Genomic DNA, 12,296 nt, shown 5'->3' with positions numbered 1-12,296 from the left:
TTTACCAACGGCCCGCGACCGCTGCCGGCACCGTTGCTTAGCGTCCACAAGCTGGGCGTTTTGTCCATTACTTACCCTTTACTGTTCGACAACCGTTCGAGTACCTGGCGGGTGAGATGCCACGATTGCCGTGTTGATCGAACCGGGGCTTCGACCTCCGGTTTAGCAGTTTGGTCGTGAAGGAGGCGGAAAATGACCGCTAGCACGGGAGGGCGCCTGCTGACGCCCGGCGAAGTCGCCGCGTTGTTCCGGGTGGACCCGAAGACCGTGACCCGGTGGGCGACCGCGGGCCGCATCGGCTCGATCCGCACCCCCGGTGGGCACCGGCGGTTCCGGGAGTCCGAGGTCAACGCCCTGCTGGCCGAGCTCACCACGGACGCGAACGAACCCGCGCGCGTCTGAGCAGGTGGCGAGAACCCCGCGGACCGGCCCGGCCGGACCCGCGGGGCCCGGGCGCGTCAACCGGAATTCACGCCGGAGGGGTTACCCTCGGTACAGCAGTTCCGCGCCAACGCACTCGGAAGGGAGCGGGGATGATCTACCTGCTCGCAGCGATCGGAGCGCTCACCATCGCTGTCCTGTTGTGGCGAGCCTTCGGCCCCGAGCACGTCGGGGTGTCCTCGCGAGCGACCGTCCCGCCGGACGACGACCCCGAATTCCTGCGCAAGCTCGGCGAGCAGAAGCCGCCGAAGTCCGAGGAGGACTGACCTACCGCTTACCCGGGAACGCGTCGGCCATGGTGGCGGCGAGTTCCAGGAGCGCCATGCGGGTCTCCGGTGTCAGGCGCTCCAGCTCGATCTCCGCGCCCTCTTCGAGGTGCGGGTCGAACGGGATCCGGCACACCGCGCGGGTCCGCGCCGCGAAGTGCGCGGCCAGCTTGTCCAGGTCCACCGAGCCGGCCTTCGGGCGGACCGAGTTGATCACGGTCACCGACCGCTTCACCAGGTCGCCGTAGCCGTGGGCGTCCAGCCAGTCCAGCGTCGCCGAGGCGCTGCGCGAACCGTCGACCGAACCCGACGACACCACGACCAGCGCGTCGGCCGCGTCCAGCACACCCTTCATCGCCGAGTGCATCAAGCCGGTGCCGCAGTCGGTGAGCACGATGTTGTAGAAGTGCTCCAGCAGGTTGACCGTGCGCAGGTAGTCGCTCTCGGAGAACGCCTCCGACACCGCCGGGTCCTGCTCGCTGGCGAGGATCTCCAGCCGGCTCGACCCCTGTGACGTGTAGGCCCGGACGTCGCTGTAGCGCGTGATCTTGTCCGCGTCCCGCAGCAGGTGCCGCACCGTCGCCGTGGTCTCGATCGGGATCTTCTGCGACAGCGTGCCGCGGTCCGGGTTCGCGTCCACCGCGATCACCCGATCACCGCGCAGCGCCGCGAACGTCGAGCCGAGCGTGGTGGTGATCGTGGTCTTGCCGACCCCGCCCTTGAGGCTCAGCATCGCGATGCGGAAGCAGCCGCGCAACGGCTGGTTCACCCGCGCGACCAGCTCGCGCTGCCGCTGCTCCTGCGGGCTCTCCCCCGGGTTGATCAGCTTGCCGGAGGCGACGTAGACCGCCTTGCGCCAGCCCGACTGGGGCACGCGCTTCGGCGGCCGCACCGGCCGGTCAGGCGCCGCGTGACGGGGCCGCGAGGGCTGCGGCAACGGCGGGTACGGGTACTGCGGCTGCCCGTACTGCTGCTGTTGCAGCGGGGGCAGGTTCGGGTCGTAGCCGGGCTGCTGGTGCCGCGGCGGCGGAGGAGCCGGGTGCGAGGTGGAGTCGGTTCGTTCGTCGGAGAAGTAGGACTCGGGTTCGCGCGGCTCGGTCATCAGCCGACCCCGGCGTAGGAATGCAGGCCCGTGGTGACGAGGTTGACGAAGAACAGGTTGAACACCGTCACCGCGAAGCCGAGGGTGTTGATGACCGCCGCGCGGGTGCCGCGCCAGCCCGCCGTGGCCCGCGAGTGCAGGTAGGCGGCGTAGACGATCCACGCGATGAACGCGGTGGTCTCCTTCGGGTCCCAGCCCCAGAACCGGCCCCACGCGGCCTCCGCCCACACCGCGCCGCACAGCACGCCGAACGTGAACAGCGGGAACGCGAACACGGTGGTCCGGTAGGCGATGCGGTCGAGCACGTCGGCGGCGGGCAGCCGCGAGCCGAACCGGGCGAAGCGCTTCGGGTCGCGCTCGTGCGCCGAGCGGATCAGGTACAGGATGCTGGCGACACCGGGCACCAGGAAGATGCCGGACGACGCGGCCGCCGCGGAGACGTGGATGACCAGCCAGTACGACTGCAGCGCGGGCTGGACCGGCGCGGCGACGGTGTAGAGCATCGTGCCGCCGACGAACATCAGGATGACGACCGGCAGCAGCAGGAACCCGGACAGGTGGCGCGCCGGGAACTTGCGGATCACCACGAGCCAGGTCACCACGGCGATGAACGTCACCGCCATGATGTATTCGTACATGTTGCCCCACGGCACGCGGTGGGTCGCCACACCACGCAGCACCAGCGCGGCCAGGTGCAGCAGCACGCCCAGGACGGTCAGCGCGGCGCCCATGCGGCCGATGCGCTCGGCGCGGCCACGGGCGGCGCGGGCCGCGGGAGTTTCAGCCGGAGGGGTGACGGTCTCGGTGCTGTCCGGGCCGCCGGCGCCGACGAGTTCACGCGCCCGCTCCCGGGTGCGCTCGGCCGCGCGGCGCCCCTTGGCGCCGAAGGATTGTTCGATGAGGAAGAAGACCAGCGCCAGGACGTAGATCGCCGTCGCCGTCGTGTAGGACCAGTCGCTGTACTGGGACAACGTCTCGTTGACCGGCATTACCTACCTCTTCTTCTTGCCCGTGAGCAGCTCTTCCGCGATCCGGGTGAACTCCTCGCCGTAGCCCGCCTGGTCGGTGCGGGCGAGCCCGCCCACCGCGACCACGGTACCCGTCCCGCCCTCGCCGGCCGGGACGACCCGCACCCACAGCCTGCGACGTTTGATCAGCAACGACAACCCGAGGCCGAGGAACATCGCGACCGCGAACCCGAGCACGTAGGTCTGGGTCGGGTCGTGCGAGATCTGCAGCGACACGAAGCGCTGCACCCCGTCGAACCGCACCACGGTGCCGTCGTCGAGGGTGATCGACTGGCCCACGTTCAGGTTCGAGCGGGCCACGCGGCTGAGGCGGCCGTCGTCCACCATGGACTGGTCGATGGAGAAGATCGACTGGCTCTGACCGGAGTCGAGGCCGAGGTCGCCGCGCATCACGTCGACCGCGACCATCGGGTTCGTCATCTCCGGGCCGCCGCCGGTCAGCACCCCACCGTGCAGCAGGCCGTCCGGCGCGAACAGGCCGGTGATCGCGAGCTGCTTCGTACGCCGCTCGAACGGGTCGGTGATGTTCGGCGGGTCGAACTTGGTCGCGCCCTCGTTGAGCGTCCCGGTGCCGTCGGTCGGGCGCCACTGCGTCGCCTGCGTGCGGGTCGTGCCGTCCGGCCAGGTGATCGTGAAGATCGGCGAGTAGCCGTTGCCCAGCAGGTAGACGCGGTCGCCTGCCAGGCGCAGCGGCGAGTTGACCTCGAGCAGGTAGTCGCGCCAGGTGCCGGTCTCCAGGTCCGCGCCCGCCTGGTACTGGACGTTCGACTTGTACTGGATGGGCTGGCCGGCCTCGGTGAACTCGGCGGTGAAGTCGTTGACCTTGACGCAGAACGGGTTCAGGTCGGTGCCGTCGACGCGGAGGCCGGGGGTGAACGAGTCGTAGGCGTAGATCCCGGAGTTGCAGAACTGGGACCCGTTGGCCTGGACGATCACCTGGCCCTCGTAGGTGTACATCTTGCCGAGCGCGAAGGCGATGATCAGCCCGAGCATCCCGAAGTGGAAGACCAGGTTGCCGGTCTCGCGGAGGTACCCGCGCTCGGCGCTGATCGTCCGGGCGCCGCCCTCCTCCTCGCGCTCGACACTGCGCCAGCCCTTGAGGCGGGCGCGAGCGGCGGCGATGACCTCGTCCGGCTCGCGCGGCGTGGTGGCCTCGGCGAAGTGCGGCAGCCGGGACAGGTTGCGCGGGGTCAGCACCGGTTTGGCACGCATCGACTTCAGGTACTCGACGCTGCGCGGCAGCAGGCAGCCGATGAGCGAGATCATCAGCAGCAGGTAGATCGCCGAGAACCAGACGCTGGAGTAGACACCGAAGAACTGCAGGCGGTCCAGCAGCGTGCCCCACCAGCCGTGGTCGGCGATGTACTGCTCGGTCTTCGGGGCATTCAGCGTGCGCTGCGGCAGCAGGGCGCCGGGCAGCGCGGCGAGCGCGAGCAGGAAGAGCAGGATCAGCGCGGTGCGCATCGCGGTGAGCCCGCGCCAGGTGTTGCGCAGGAACGCCAGGACGCGCTTGGCGGGCGAGTCGCGGTACGGCTTGGGATCCGGGGGCGCTTCGGTGGCGGTCACAGCGGCAGCACCGTGTCCGTGACGAAGGCGTCGCGCAGCCAGCTGACCAGCTCGCCCCACAGGCCGGTGACCAGCAGGACCCCGACGACGAGGAGCAGCCCGCCGCCGAAGATCTGCACCCGGCGGCCGTTGCGGCGCAGCCAGTCGGTGGCGCGCACGGCCCAGCGCGCGCCGAACGCGATGAGCAGGAACGGCAGGCCGAGGCCCAGGCAGTAGACCAGGACCAGCAGGAACCCGCGGGCGCCGCTGGAGCCGGTGCCCGCGGCCAGCGCGAGCACCCCGGACAGCGTCGGGCCGATGCACGGCGTCCAGCCGAGCCCGAACACCGCGCCCAGCAGCGGCGCGCCGAGCAGGCCGCCGCGCGGCACGCGATGCGAGCGGACGTCGCGCTGCAAGGCCGGAATGAGGCCGAGGAACACCAGGCCCATCGCGATGGTGACCACGCCGCCGACGCGCTGCAGCAGGTCCTGGTTGACCAGCAGGGCGTCGGCGAGCCACACCAGGCTGCCGACCCCCGCGGCGAACACGACGGTGAAGCCGAGCACGAACAGGCCGGCCGCGCCGACGACGGCGTAGCGGCCCTTCTTGCGGTCCTCGTCCGCGGTCACGGCCGGCGCGTCGGCGCCGACCAGCGCGGCGAGGTAGGCCAGGTAACCCGGCACGAGCGGGACGACGCACGGCGAGGCGAACGAGATGGCGCCGGCGAGCAGCGCGACCCCGGCGGCGAGCAGCAGCGGCCCGGAGGTCGCCAGCTCGGTCACGGAGTTCACGGTTCGAGGGTAAGCAGTGAGTTCGGTGTGAGTTCACCGGGATGGTCTCGGCCGATCGGCCGAGGACGGCGAGCCCTTCGACCGAAGCCGGCGCCGTGGTCCGCACCATACCTTTTCGCCCATGACGATTCCGCTGCGTGTCCACGCGTCGCTGTCCGTGCTGGTGGGAGCCCCGCTGGTGTGGGAAATCACCCGCGTCGAGCTCGACTGGCGCTCGGTCCCGTTCCTGCTGTGCTGCGCGCTGACGGCCGCCGCGCCGTGGGCCGCGCTGCACCTGCGGTGGTGGGCCGGGGCGCTGATGGCTTCCGCGGGCGTGCTCGGCTCGGCCGGGGCGCAGCTCGCGATGGACCACCTCGTCGCCCGGCCCGAGGTGATGAACCTGCCCGCGGTGCAGGTCGCCGGCGTGCTCGCGGTGCTGGTGATCGTCCTGCGCGGCGCCGGGAAGTGGGGCGCCCCGCTGGGCGTGGCCGGACTGACGCTGTCCACCGCCGCGGCGGTCGCCGGAGTCCAGCAGTGGGCGCGGGTCTCGCACCAGCTCGCGACGCCGCACCCGCCGACGGTCGCCGGGACCGCGTTCCTGCTGTTCGGCGGCGCGCTGGCGCTCGGGGTCTTCCTGCGCTCGGGTTATTCGGCCGCGAGCCGCTGGACCACCGGCTCGATGTCGCTGGCCAGGATGGACCGCAGGTAGACCGCGGCCACCCGCTGCTGCTTGTCCAGGATGATCGTGGACGGCACGACGTTGCGGGGGTAGCCGGACAGCTGCAGCAGGCTGCGGCCCGGCGGGTCGTAGATCGACGGGTAGGTCAGCTGCCGGTTGCGCACGAAGTCCTGCGGCGCCGAGCGGTCGTCGTCCCGGACGTCGAGGCCGAGCACCTGCACGCCGTTGGCCTGGTGTGCCAGGTAGAGCTTCTCCAGCTCCGGCGCCTCGGTGCGGCACGGCGCGCACCACTGGCCCCAGATGTTGATCACGACGACCTTGCCCGCGTAGTCCGCGACCGAGATCGTCTTGCCCTCGGTCATCAGGTCCTCGCCGGACAGGTTCGGGATCGGCTGCCGGTCGGCGCCCTCGTAGAGGATGTCGGTCTTGCCGCCGGGCGCGACGAACTCGAAGTTGCTGCCCTGCGACACCGCGTCGTTCCCGGTGCTGCACCCGGCGAGCACGCACACGCTCGCCAGGACGGCCGCGAGGATCCGCTTCATGCCCCGGTCACCTTCGGGTCGGTGGCGCCTGCCGGCTCGCTGTAGACGATCTTCACCAGCTCCTCGCCGTGGAAGACCAGGCTGGTCAGCGACGCGAGCGAGCACTGTCGGCGGCGCGGGTCGTGCCACAGCGGCTTGGCCTCCAGGAACCGGCGCAGCGTCCAGATCGGCAGCTGGTGCGACACGCACAGCGCCTCGTGGCCCTCGGCCTTGGAGCGGGCCCGCAGGACCGCGCCGAGCATCCGGTGCGCGATCTCCACGTACGGCTCGCCCCACGAGGGCAGGAACGGGTTGCGCAGCTTCGACCAGTGCCGCGGCTGGCGCAGCGCGCCGTCGCCGACCGCGACCTTCTGGCCCTCGAACATGTTGCCCGCCTCGATCAGCCGCTCGTCGGTCTGCACGTCGAGCCGGTGCGCCGCGGCGATCGGGGCCGCGGTCTCCTGCGCGCGCTGCAACGGCGAGGCGACCACGTGGACGATGTCGTGGGCGGCGACGGCCTCGGCGACCGTCAGCGCCTGGCGGCGGCCGCGCTCGGACAGGTGGAAGCCGGGCAGGCGGCCGTAGAGGATCCCCTCCGGGTTGTGCACTTCGCCGTGCCGCAGGAGGTGCACGATGGTCGTCACTGACGGGCCTCCGCAGCGGCCTTCGCGGCCGCGGGCAGCGCGGCCTCGATGACCTCGAACGCCGCGTCGTCCATCGCGGAGTTGACGAACCAGGCCTCGAACGCACTCGGCGGCCCGTACACGCCGCGTTCCAGCAGCGCGTGGAAGAACGGCGGGAAGCGCCAGGTGTCGGCGCTGGTGGCGTCGTGGTAGTCGCGCACCGGCTCCTCGCGGAAGAACACGCTGAGCAGGTTCCCGGCGTAGGCCACGTGGTGCGGCACGCTCGCCTTGGTCAGCGCCTCGGTGAACAACGCGCCGAGCCGCTGCGAGTTGGCGTCGAGGCGGCGGTACACCTCGTCGTCGGCCGCGCGCAGGGTCGCCAGGCCGGTGGCCACCGCGACCGGGTTCCCGGACAGCGTGCCGGCCTGGTAGACCGGGCCGGTCGGGGCGAGCCGGGCCATCACGTCGGAACGTCCGCCGAACGCCGCGGCGGGCAGCCCGCCGGACATGACCTTGCCGAACGTGTAGAGGTCGCCGGGCACGCCTTCGATGCCGAACCAGCCGGACCGGGACACCCGGAAGCCGGTCATGACCTCGTCCATGATCAGCAGCGCGCCGTGCTGGTGCGCGATGTCGCGCAACTGGGCGTTGAAGTCACCGGCCGGCGCGACCGCGCCCATGTTGCCCGCGGCGGCCTCGGTGATGATCGCCGCGATCGAGTCCGGGTTCTCCGCGAACGACTGCCGCACGGCCTCGATGTCGTTGTAGGGCAGCACGATCGTGTCCGCGGCCTGCGCCCCGGTCACCCCGGGCGAGGTCGGCAGGCCGAGCGTGGCGACGCCGGACCCGGCCTGGGCGAGCAGCGCGTCGACGTGCCCGTGGTAGCAGCCGGCGAACTTGATGATCTTGCTGCGGCCGGTGAACCCGCGGGCCAGCCGGATCGCGCTCATCGTCGCCTCGGTGCCCGAGTTGACCAGCCGCACCTGGTGCACCGGGTCGACCCGGTCGATGATCTCCTCGGCCAGCTCGACCTCGCCGATCGTCGGCGTGCCGAACGACAGGCCCGAGCTCGCGGCCGCGCGGGCCGCCTCGACGACCGCCGGGTGCGCGTGCCCGAGGATCATCGGCCCCCACGAGGACACCAGGTCCACGTAGCGGTTGCCGTCCGCGTCCCACAGGTGCGGACCCTCGCCGCGCACCATGAACCGCGGCGTGCCGCCGACCGAGTTGAACGCCCGCACCGGGGAGTTCACCCCACCCGGTGTCACAGCGGCGGCCCGGTCGAACCATGCCCTGGACTTGTCGACTGCTTGCGTCACAGACCCCAGTCTTGCAAAGGACCCGTCAGGCCTGGTTCAGGTGTCCGGTGAAGTAGCCGAAGTCATCCTCGCCGCGGTCGGCCTCGCGGCTCTTGCGGCGGCGCTTGACGCGCACCGCGAGCAGGACCTCGCGCACGGCGTCGACCAGCAGGACCCCGGCGACCACGCCGAGGCCGATCGCGCCGGACATCCAGCTCCCGACCCGGCGCGTGCTGGTCAGGACGGTGCCGTCGGTGAGGGTCACCACGACCGTGTGCACGCCCTGCTGCCACAGCTGGAACGCACCCCACACGGCGACCGCCGCGAGCAGCACCTCGGCCAGCGCGACCACCGCGCGGACGGGCTGGTTGAGGCGGGCCTGTTCAGTCACGTGAGCAGCCTCTCATGCCGTCCGCGCCTGGCGCAGCGCGGTCCGCAGCGCCTCGACGTCCTTGGCCCAGGCGAGCACGACGGTGCCGTCGGTGAGCCGGATCGGCAGGGCCTCGTACTTGTTCGGGGTGGTCCAGCCGCCGCCGAGGACCCGCGCCCCGGTCGGCGCGCCGACGTCGGTGACCTCGGCGATGTCGGTCAGCGGCACGCGTTCGCGGCCCTGCCACAGCGCGTCGCCGGTGACGCGCACGGTCAGGAACCGCCGCCGCGCGTAGACCCAGGGCGCGGTGATCGCGGCCAGCCCGAGGCCGACGATCACCCACGCGACGGTGTGCGTGGCGCCGGTGAGCAGCTCGGCCAGGAACCCGAGCAGGGCGAAGCCGGGCCCGTACGCGAGGGCCGTCCAGCTCGCTCCGCGCTCCAGGTACCGGTCCACGGCTTACCGGCGGCCGACCTTCGGGAAGAACGGCTGCACGGACGGGATGTACATCAGCGCCAGCGCGACCAGGCTGAGCAGCGTCGCGATCAGCGAGATGCCGGTGTAGGCCTGCATCACGAACTGGAACACCAGCGTGATCGCCACCAGGACCGTCAGGACGGTGCGCGCGGAGCGGGTGCCCTGGCGCGCCTTCCAGGCGAACAGCACGAAGAAGGCCGCGAACGACACCGAGCCGACCAGCAGCATCGCGAACAGCACCGTGGTGCCGGACGCGATCTTCTCCGGGGTGATCTGGGTGTTCGTGTTGGCCTTGACCAGGGTGTCGATGACCTGCTGGCGGGCCAGGAACACCACCAGGTAGGCGATGACGAGGACCACCGCCGAGGCGACCCACAGCCAGAACGACACTTGCACCGGCTTCGGCGGCTCGGGCCGTTCGACCTCGTCGCCCGGCAGGCTCGGCGCCGGGGGCAGGCCCTGGGCGCGGCGCTCGTCGTCCGATTCGTTCCCTGCGGTCACCCTGAAGAGCCTACTGCGCACGTGGAGGGCACTGGCAGCGGCCGCTGCTCAGTCCAGCCAGGCCGCCGCTTCCGTCGCCCAGTACGTGAGGATCATGTCCGCGCCCGCCCGGCGGATGGACGTCAGCACCTCGAGGATCGTGCGCTCGCGGTCCAGCCAGCCGTTCGCCGCGGCCGCCTCGACCATCGCGTACTCGCCGGAGATGTTGTACGCCGCGACCGGCACCGGGGACGCGTCGGCCGCCAGGCGGATCACGTCCAGGTAGGACAGCGCCGGCTTGACCATGATCGCGTCGGCGCCCTCTTCGACGTCCAGCTCGATCTCACGCAGCGCCTCGCGCGCGTTGCCCGGGTCCTGCTGGTACGTCTTGCGGTCGCCCTTGAGCTGGGAGTCCACCGCCTCGCGGAACGGGCCGTAGAACGCGCTCGCGTACTTGGCGGAGTAGGCCAGGATGCCGGTCTCGGTGTGGCCGGCCTCGTCGAGCGCCCGGCGGATCACGCCGACCTGGCCGTCCATCATGCCGCTCGGTCCGAGCAGGTGCGCCCCGGCTTCGGCCTGAGCCACGGCCATTTCCGCGTAAACCGCCAGCGTCGCGTCGTTGTCCACGGCTCCGCGGTCGTCCAGCACGCCGCAGTGGCCGTGGTCGGTGAACTCGTCCAGGCAGGTGTCGGCCATCAGGACCGTCGAGTCGCCGAGTTCCGCACGCAGGTCGCGCAGGGCGACGTTGAGGATGCCGTTCTCGTCGACCGCGCCGGAGCCGGTCGCGTCGCGGTTCGCGGGAACGCCGAAGAGCATCAGCCCGCCGACGCCGGCCTGCACCGCTTCGACGGCCGCCTTGCGCAGCGTGTCCCGGGTGTGCTGGACGACGCCCGGCATGCTCGAGATGGGCCGCGGCGCGGTGGCGCCCTCGGCGACGAACATGGGCAGGATCAGCTGACGCGGCCGGAGGGTGGTCTCACTGACGAGGCGCCGCAGCGCCGCCGTGCTCCGCAACCGGCGGGGACGATGCTCGGGAAACACCCCATCGACGGTACTCCGGCGGCGGAACGCGCTCGGGGCCGCCCGTGGGATCTCACGGACGGCCCCAACGGGCTGACGATCAGGAAGAACGCCGGGTGCGCTTCGCCTTCCGCGGCGGCGGCAGGGCGCCCTCCGCGCGCAGCTTGGCGGCGTGCGCGGCGAGCGCGTCGACCAGGTGCGGCACGTCGGCCACCTCCGGCTGCACGTCCACCCGCAGGCCGAACTCGACCGCGGTCTCCGCGGTCTTCGGCCCGATGCACGCGACCAGCGTGCGGGTGTGCGGCTTGCCCGCGATGCCGACCAGGTTCCGCACGGTCGACGACGAGGTGAAGCACACCGCGTCGAACCCGCCGGTCTTGATCATCTCGCGGGTCTCGGCCGGCGGCGGCGCGGCGCGGACGGTCCGGTAGGCCGTCACGTCGTCGACCTCCCAGCCGCGGTCCACCAGGCCGGCGGACAGGGTCTCGGTGGCGATGTCGGCCCGCGGCAGCAGCACGCGGTTCACCGGGTCCAGCACGTCGTCGTACGGCGGGAACTCGGCCAGCAGGCCCTCGCTGGACTGCTCGCCCTGCGGGATCATCTCCGGGTTGATGCCGAACGCGCGCACGCGGGCCGCGGTGGCCTCGCCGACGCAGGCGATCTTCACGCCGGAGAAGGCGCGGGCGTCGAGGCCGAACTCCTCGAACTTCTCCCACACCGCCTTCACCGCGTTGGCCGAGGTGAACACGATCCACTGGTAGCGGCCGTCGACCAGGCCCTTGACCGCGCGCTCCATCTGGGCGGGGCTGCGCGGCGGCTCGACCGAGATGGTCGGGACCTCGTGCGAGGTGGCGCCGTGGATGCGCAGCCGCTCGGCCATCTCACCGGCCTGCTCCTTGGTGCGCGGCACCAGGACCTTCCAGCCGTAGAGGGCGCGCGACTCCCACCAGGACAGCTTCGACCGCTGCCCGGCCTGCTCGCCGACGGTCACCACGAGCGGGCCGACCAGCTCACCGGCGTCCTGCGACAGGCTCGCCAGCGTGGTGTCGACCGTGCGCTGGGTGTTGATCGTGCCGTTGGCGGTGACGGCGACCGGGGTGGTGCCTGCCAGGCCGTGCTCGGTCAGCGCGCCCGCGGCCTCGGCCAGCTGGCCGGACGTCGCGTGCAGCACGATCGGGCCCGGCGCCGCGGCCACCTTCGCCCAGTCGACGTCGCCGCGGACGTCCACGTCGGTGTAGCTGCCGCCGAGCGCGATGCCGGCGTAGGCGGGCACGGCCGAGCCCGGCGTGATGCCGGGGACGACCTCGAAGACCGCGCTGGTCTTCGCGACGGCCTGCACCTCGGCGACGGCGGCGGCGCTGGTCAGCGGGTCACCGCTGGACAGGCGCAGCACGAGCCGTCCGCCCTTGGCCTCGTTGGCGAGGTCCTTCGCGACCTCGGCGGGCTCGCCGACGGCGGGCCTGACCTCGGCGTCCGCGCTGGCGCCCGCGAGCACGCCTGCGGGCACGTCCGGGTCGGTAACCACGACCTCGGCCTTCGCCAGGAGCTCCTGGGCACGTACGGTCAGCAGTCCGGCGTCGCCGGGGCCGGAGCCCACGAAGGCGACGCGCCCAGCGGTTGTCCGCGCGGGGGTCATCGTGTCTTTCTCCTATGAGTCGGCGCGAGCGCGCCGAACC

The 12,296-nt window shown here is 71.8% G+C and carries 15 protein-coding genes; 3 read left to right on the top strand and 12 right to left on the bottom strand.

Translation table 11 applies throughout. The features are described from left to right. Positions 1-192: 192 nt before the first annotated feature. Together ABZ215_RS00155 and ABZ215_RS00150 are read left to right on the top strand one after the other, a co-directional pair. A complete protein-coding gene (locus ABZ215_RS00155; RefSeq protein ID WP_020417396.1) occupies positions 193-402 on the top strand; it encodes a BldC family transcriptional regulator in 210 nt (69 codons plus the stop codon). Between the two features lie 131 nt (positions 403-533). Then, positions 534-707 (top strand): hypothetical protein, encoded by a 174-nt coding sequence (locus ABZ215_RS00150; RefSeq protein ID WP_017986422.1) that lies wholly within the window; start codon positions 534-536, stop codon positions 705-707. Between the two features lies 1 nt (position 708). Here the strand turns inward: ABZ215_RS00150 and ABZ215_RS00145 are convergent, their stop codons facing one another. Genes ABZ215_RS00145 through ABZ215_RS00130 form a run of 4 tightly spaced genes read right to left on the bottom strand, consistent with a single transcriptional unit; the run spans position 709 to position 5,173 of the window. Then, entirely contained in the window at positions 709-1,809 is a 1,101-nt protein-coding gene (locus ABZ215_RS00145; RefSeq protein WP_020417395.1) for a MinD/ParA family protein, read from the bottom strand. After that, the gene (gene ccsB / locus ABZ215_RS00140; protein ID WP_354946652.1) at positions 1,809-2,798 is read right to left on the bottom strand and encodes a c-type cytochrome biogenesis protein CcsB; all 990 of its coding nucleotides are present in this window, start codon (positions 2,796-2,798) and stop codon (positions 1,809-1,811) included. Before ccsB ends, ABZ215_RS00145 begins: the two co-directional genes overlap by 1 nt. 3 nt (positions 2,799-2,801) lie before the next feature. Continuing rightward, entirely contained in the window at positions 2,802-4,403 is a 1,602-nt protein-coding gene (locus ABZ215_RS00135; protein ID WP_354946650.1) for a cytochrome c biogenesis protein ResB, read from the bottom strand. Further along, positions 4,400-5,173, bottom strand: a complete 774-nt coding sequence (locus ABZ215_RS00130; protein WP_354946648.1) for a cytochrome c biogenesis CcdA family protein — start codon at positions 5,171-5,173, stop codon at positions 4,400-4,402. Before ABZ215_RS00130 ends, ABZ215_RS00135 begins: the two co-directional genes overlap by 4 nt. Before the next feature lie 121 nt (positions 5,174-5,294). Here ABZ215_RS00130 and ABZ215_RS00125 point away from each other — a divergent pair, with 121 nt between their 5' ends. After that, positions 5,295-5,861 carry a hypothetical protein gene (locus tag ABZ215_RS00125; protein ID WP_354946646.1) on the top strand — a complete coding sequence of 189 codons (567 nt, stop codon included), beginning with the start codon at positions 5,295-5,297 and terminating at the stop codon, positions 5,859-5,861. Here ABZ215_RS00125 and ABZ215_RS00120 read toward each other — a convergent pair. The 8 genes from ABZ215_RS00120 to ABZ215_RS00085 all read right to left on the bottom strand — a co-directional run bounded on the left by ABZ215_RS00120 (position 5,798) and on the right by ABZ215_RS00085 (position 12,256). Continuing rightward, positions 5,798-6,373, bottom strand: coding sequence for a TlpA disulfide reductase family protein (locus ABZ215_RS00120; protein ID WP_020417391.1), 576 nt, complete (start codon positions 6,371-6,373; stop codon positions 5,798-5,800). The genes ABZ215_RS00125 and ABZ215_RS00120 overlap by 64 nt on opposite strands. After that, the gene (locus ABZ215_RS00115; RefSeq protein ID WP_354946644.1) at positions 6,370-6,996 is read right to left on the bottom strand and encodes a histidine phosphatase family protein; all 627 of its coding nucleotides are present in this window, start codon (positions 6,994-6,996) and stop codon (positions 6,370-6,372) included. The genes ABZ215_RS00120 and ABZ215_RS00115 overlap by 4 nt, the downstream gene beginning before the upstream one ends. Next, positions 6,993-8,294, bottom strand: coding sequence for a glutamate-1-semialdehyde 2,1-aminomutase (gene hemL / locus ABZ215_RS00110; protein ID WP_354946642.1), 1,302 nt, complete (start codon positions 8,292-8,294; stop codon positions 6,993-6,995). The genes ABZ215_RS00115 and hemL overlap by 4 nt, the downstream gene beginning before the upstream one ends. A 25-nt stretch (positions 8,295-8,319) precedes the next feature. Continuing rightward, positions 8,320-8,664 carry a hypothetical protein gene (locus ABZ215_RS00105; RefSeq protein ID WP_354946640.1) on the bottom strand — a complete coding sequence of 115 codons (345 nt, stop codon included), beginning with the start codon at positions 8,662-8,664 and terminating at the stop codon, positions 8,320-8,322. 12 nt (positions 8,665-8,676) lie between these two features. After that, complete coding sequence (locus ABZ215_RS00100) at positions 8,677-9,099, bottom strand: DUF3093 family protein (protein WP_237336233.1); 423 nt, start codon at positions 9,097-9,099, stop codon at positions 8,677-8,679. A gap of 3 nt (positions 9,100-9,102) precedes the next feature. Beyond that, on the bottom strand, positions 9,103-9,621 hold the full coding sequence (locus tag ABZ215_RS00095; RefSeq protein ID WP_354946638.1) for a hypothetical protein: 519 nt from the start codon (positions 9,619-9,621) through the stop codon (positions 9,103-9,105). 48 nt (positions 9,622-9,669) lie between these two features. Then, positions 9,670-10,641, bottom strand: a complete 972-nt coding sequence (gene hemB / locus ABZ215_RS00090) for a porphobilinogen synthase (protein ID WP_354946636.1) — start codon at positions 10,639-10,641, stop codon at positions 9,670-9,672. A 79-nt stretch (positions 10,642-10,720) separates the two neighbouring features. Next, the gene (locus ABZ215_RS00085; RefSeq protein WP_017986409.1) at positions 10,721-12,256 is read right to left on the bottom strand and encodes a bifunctional uroporphyrinogen-III C-methyltransferase/uroporphyrinogen-III synthase; all 1,536 of its coding nucleotides are present in this window, start codon (positions 12,254-12,256) and stop codon (positions 10,721-10,723) included. Positions 12,257-12,296: the final 40 nt, after the last annotated feature.

It is taken from the genome of Amycolatopsis sp. NPDC006131 (assembly GCF_040614175.1).
Taxonomy (GTDB): Bacteria; Actinomycetota; Actinomycetes; order Mycobacteriales; family Pseudonocardiaceae; genus Amycolatopsis_E; species Amycolatopsis_E tucumanensis.
The sequence above is the reverse complement of the archived record's forward strand: the minus strand, read 5'-3'. Positions and strand labels throughout refer to the sequence as shown.

Coding starts and splice junctions, on each gene's coding strand:
- ABZ215_RS00150 (WP_017986422.1), top strand. CDS start 534: ATGATCTACCTGCTCGCAGCGATCGGAGCGCTCACCATCGCTGTCCTG.
- ABZ215_RS00085 (WP_017986409.1), bottom strand. CDS start 12,256: ATGACCCCCGCGCGGACAACCGCTGGGCGCGTCGCCTTCGTGGGCTCC.
- ABZ215_RS00145 (WP_020417395.1), bottom strand. CDS start 1,809: ATGACCGAGCCGCGCGAACCCGAGTCCTACTTCTCCGACGAACGAACC.
- ccsB (WP_354946652.1), bottom strand. CDS start 2,798: ATGCCGGTCAACGAGACGTTGTCCCAGTACAGCGACTGGTCCTACACG.
- ABZ215_RS00125 (WP_354946646.1), top strand. CDS start 5,295: ATGACGATTCCGCTGCGTGTCCACGCGTCGCTGTCCGTGCTGGTGGGA.
- ABZ215_RS00120 (WP_020417391.1), bottom strand. CDS start 6,373: ATGAAGCGGATCCTCGCGGCCGTCCTGGCGAGCGTGTGCGTGCTCGCC.
- ABZ215_RS00155 (WP_020417396.1), top strand. CDS start 193: ATGACCGCTAGCACGGGAGGGCGCCTGCTGACGCCCGGCGAAGTCGCC.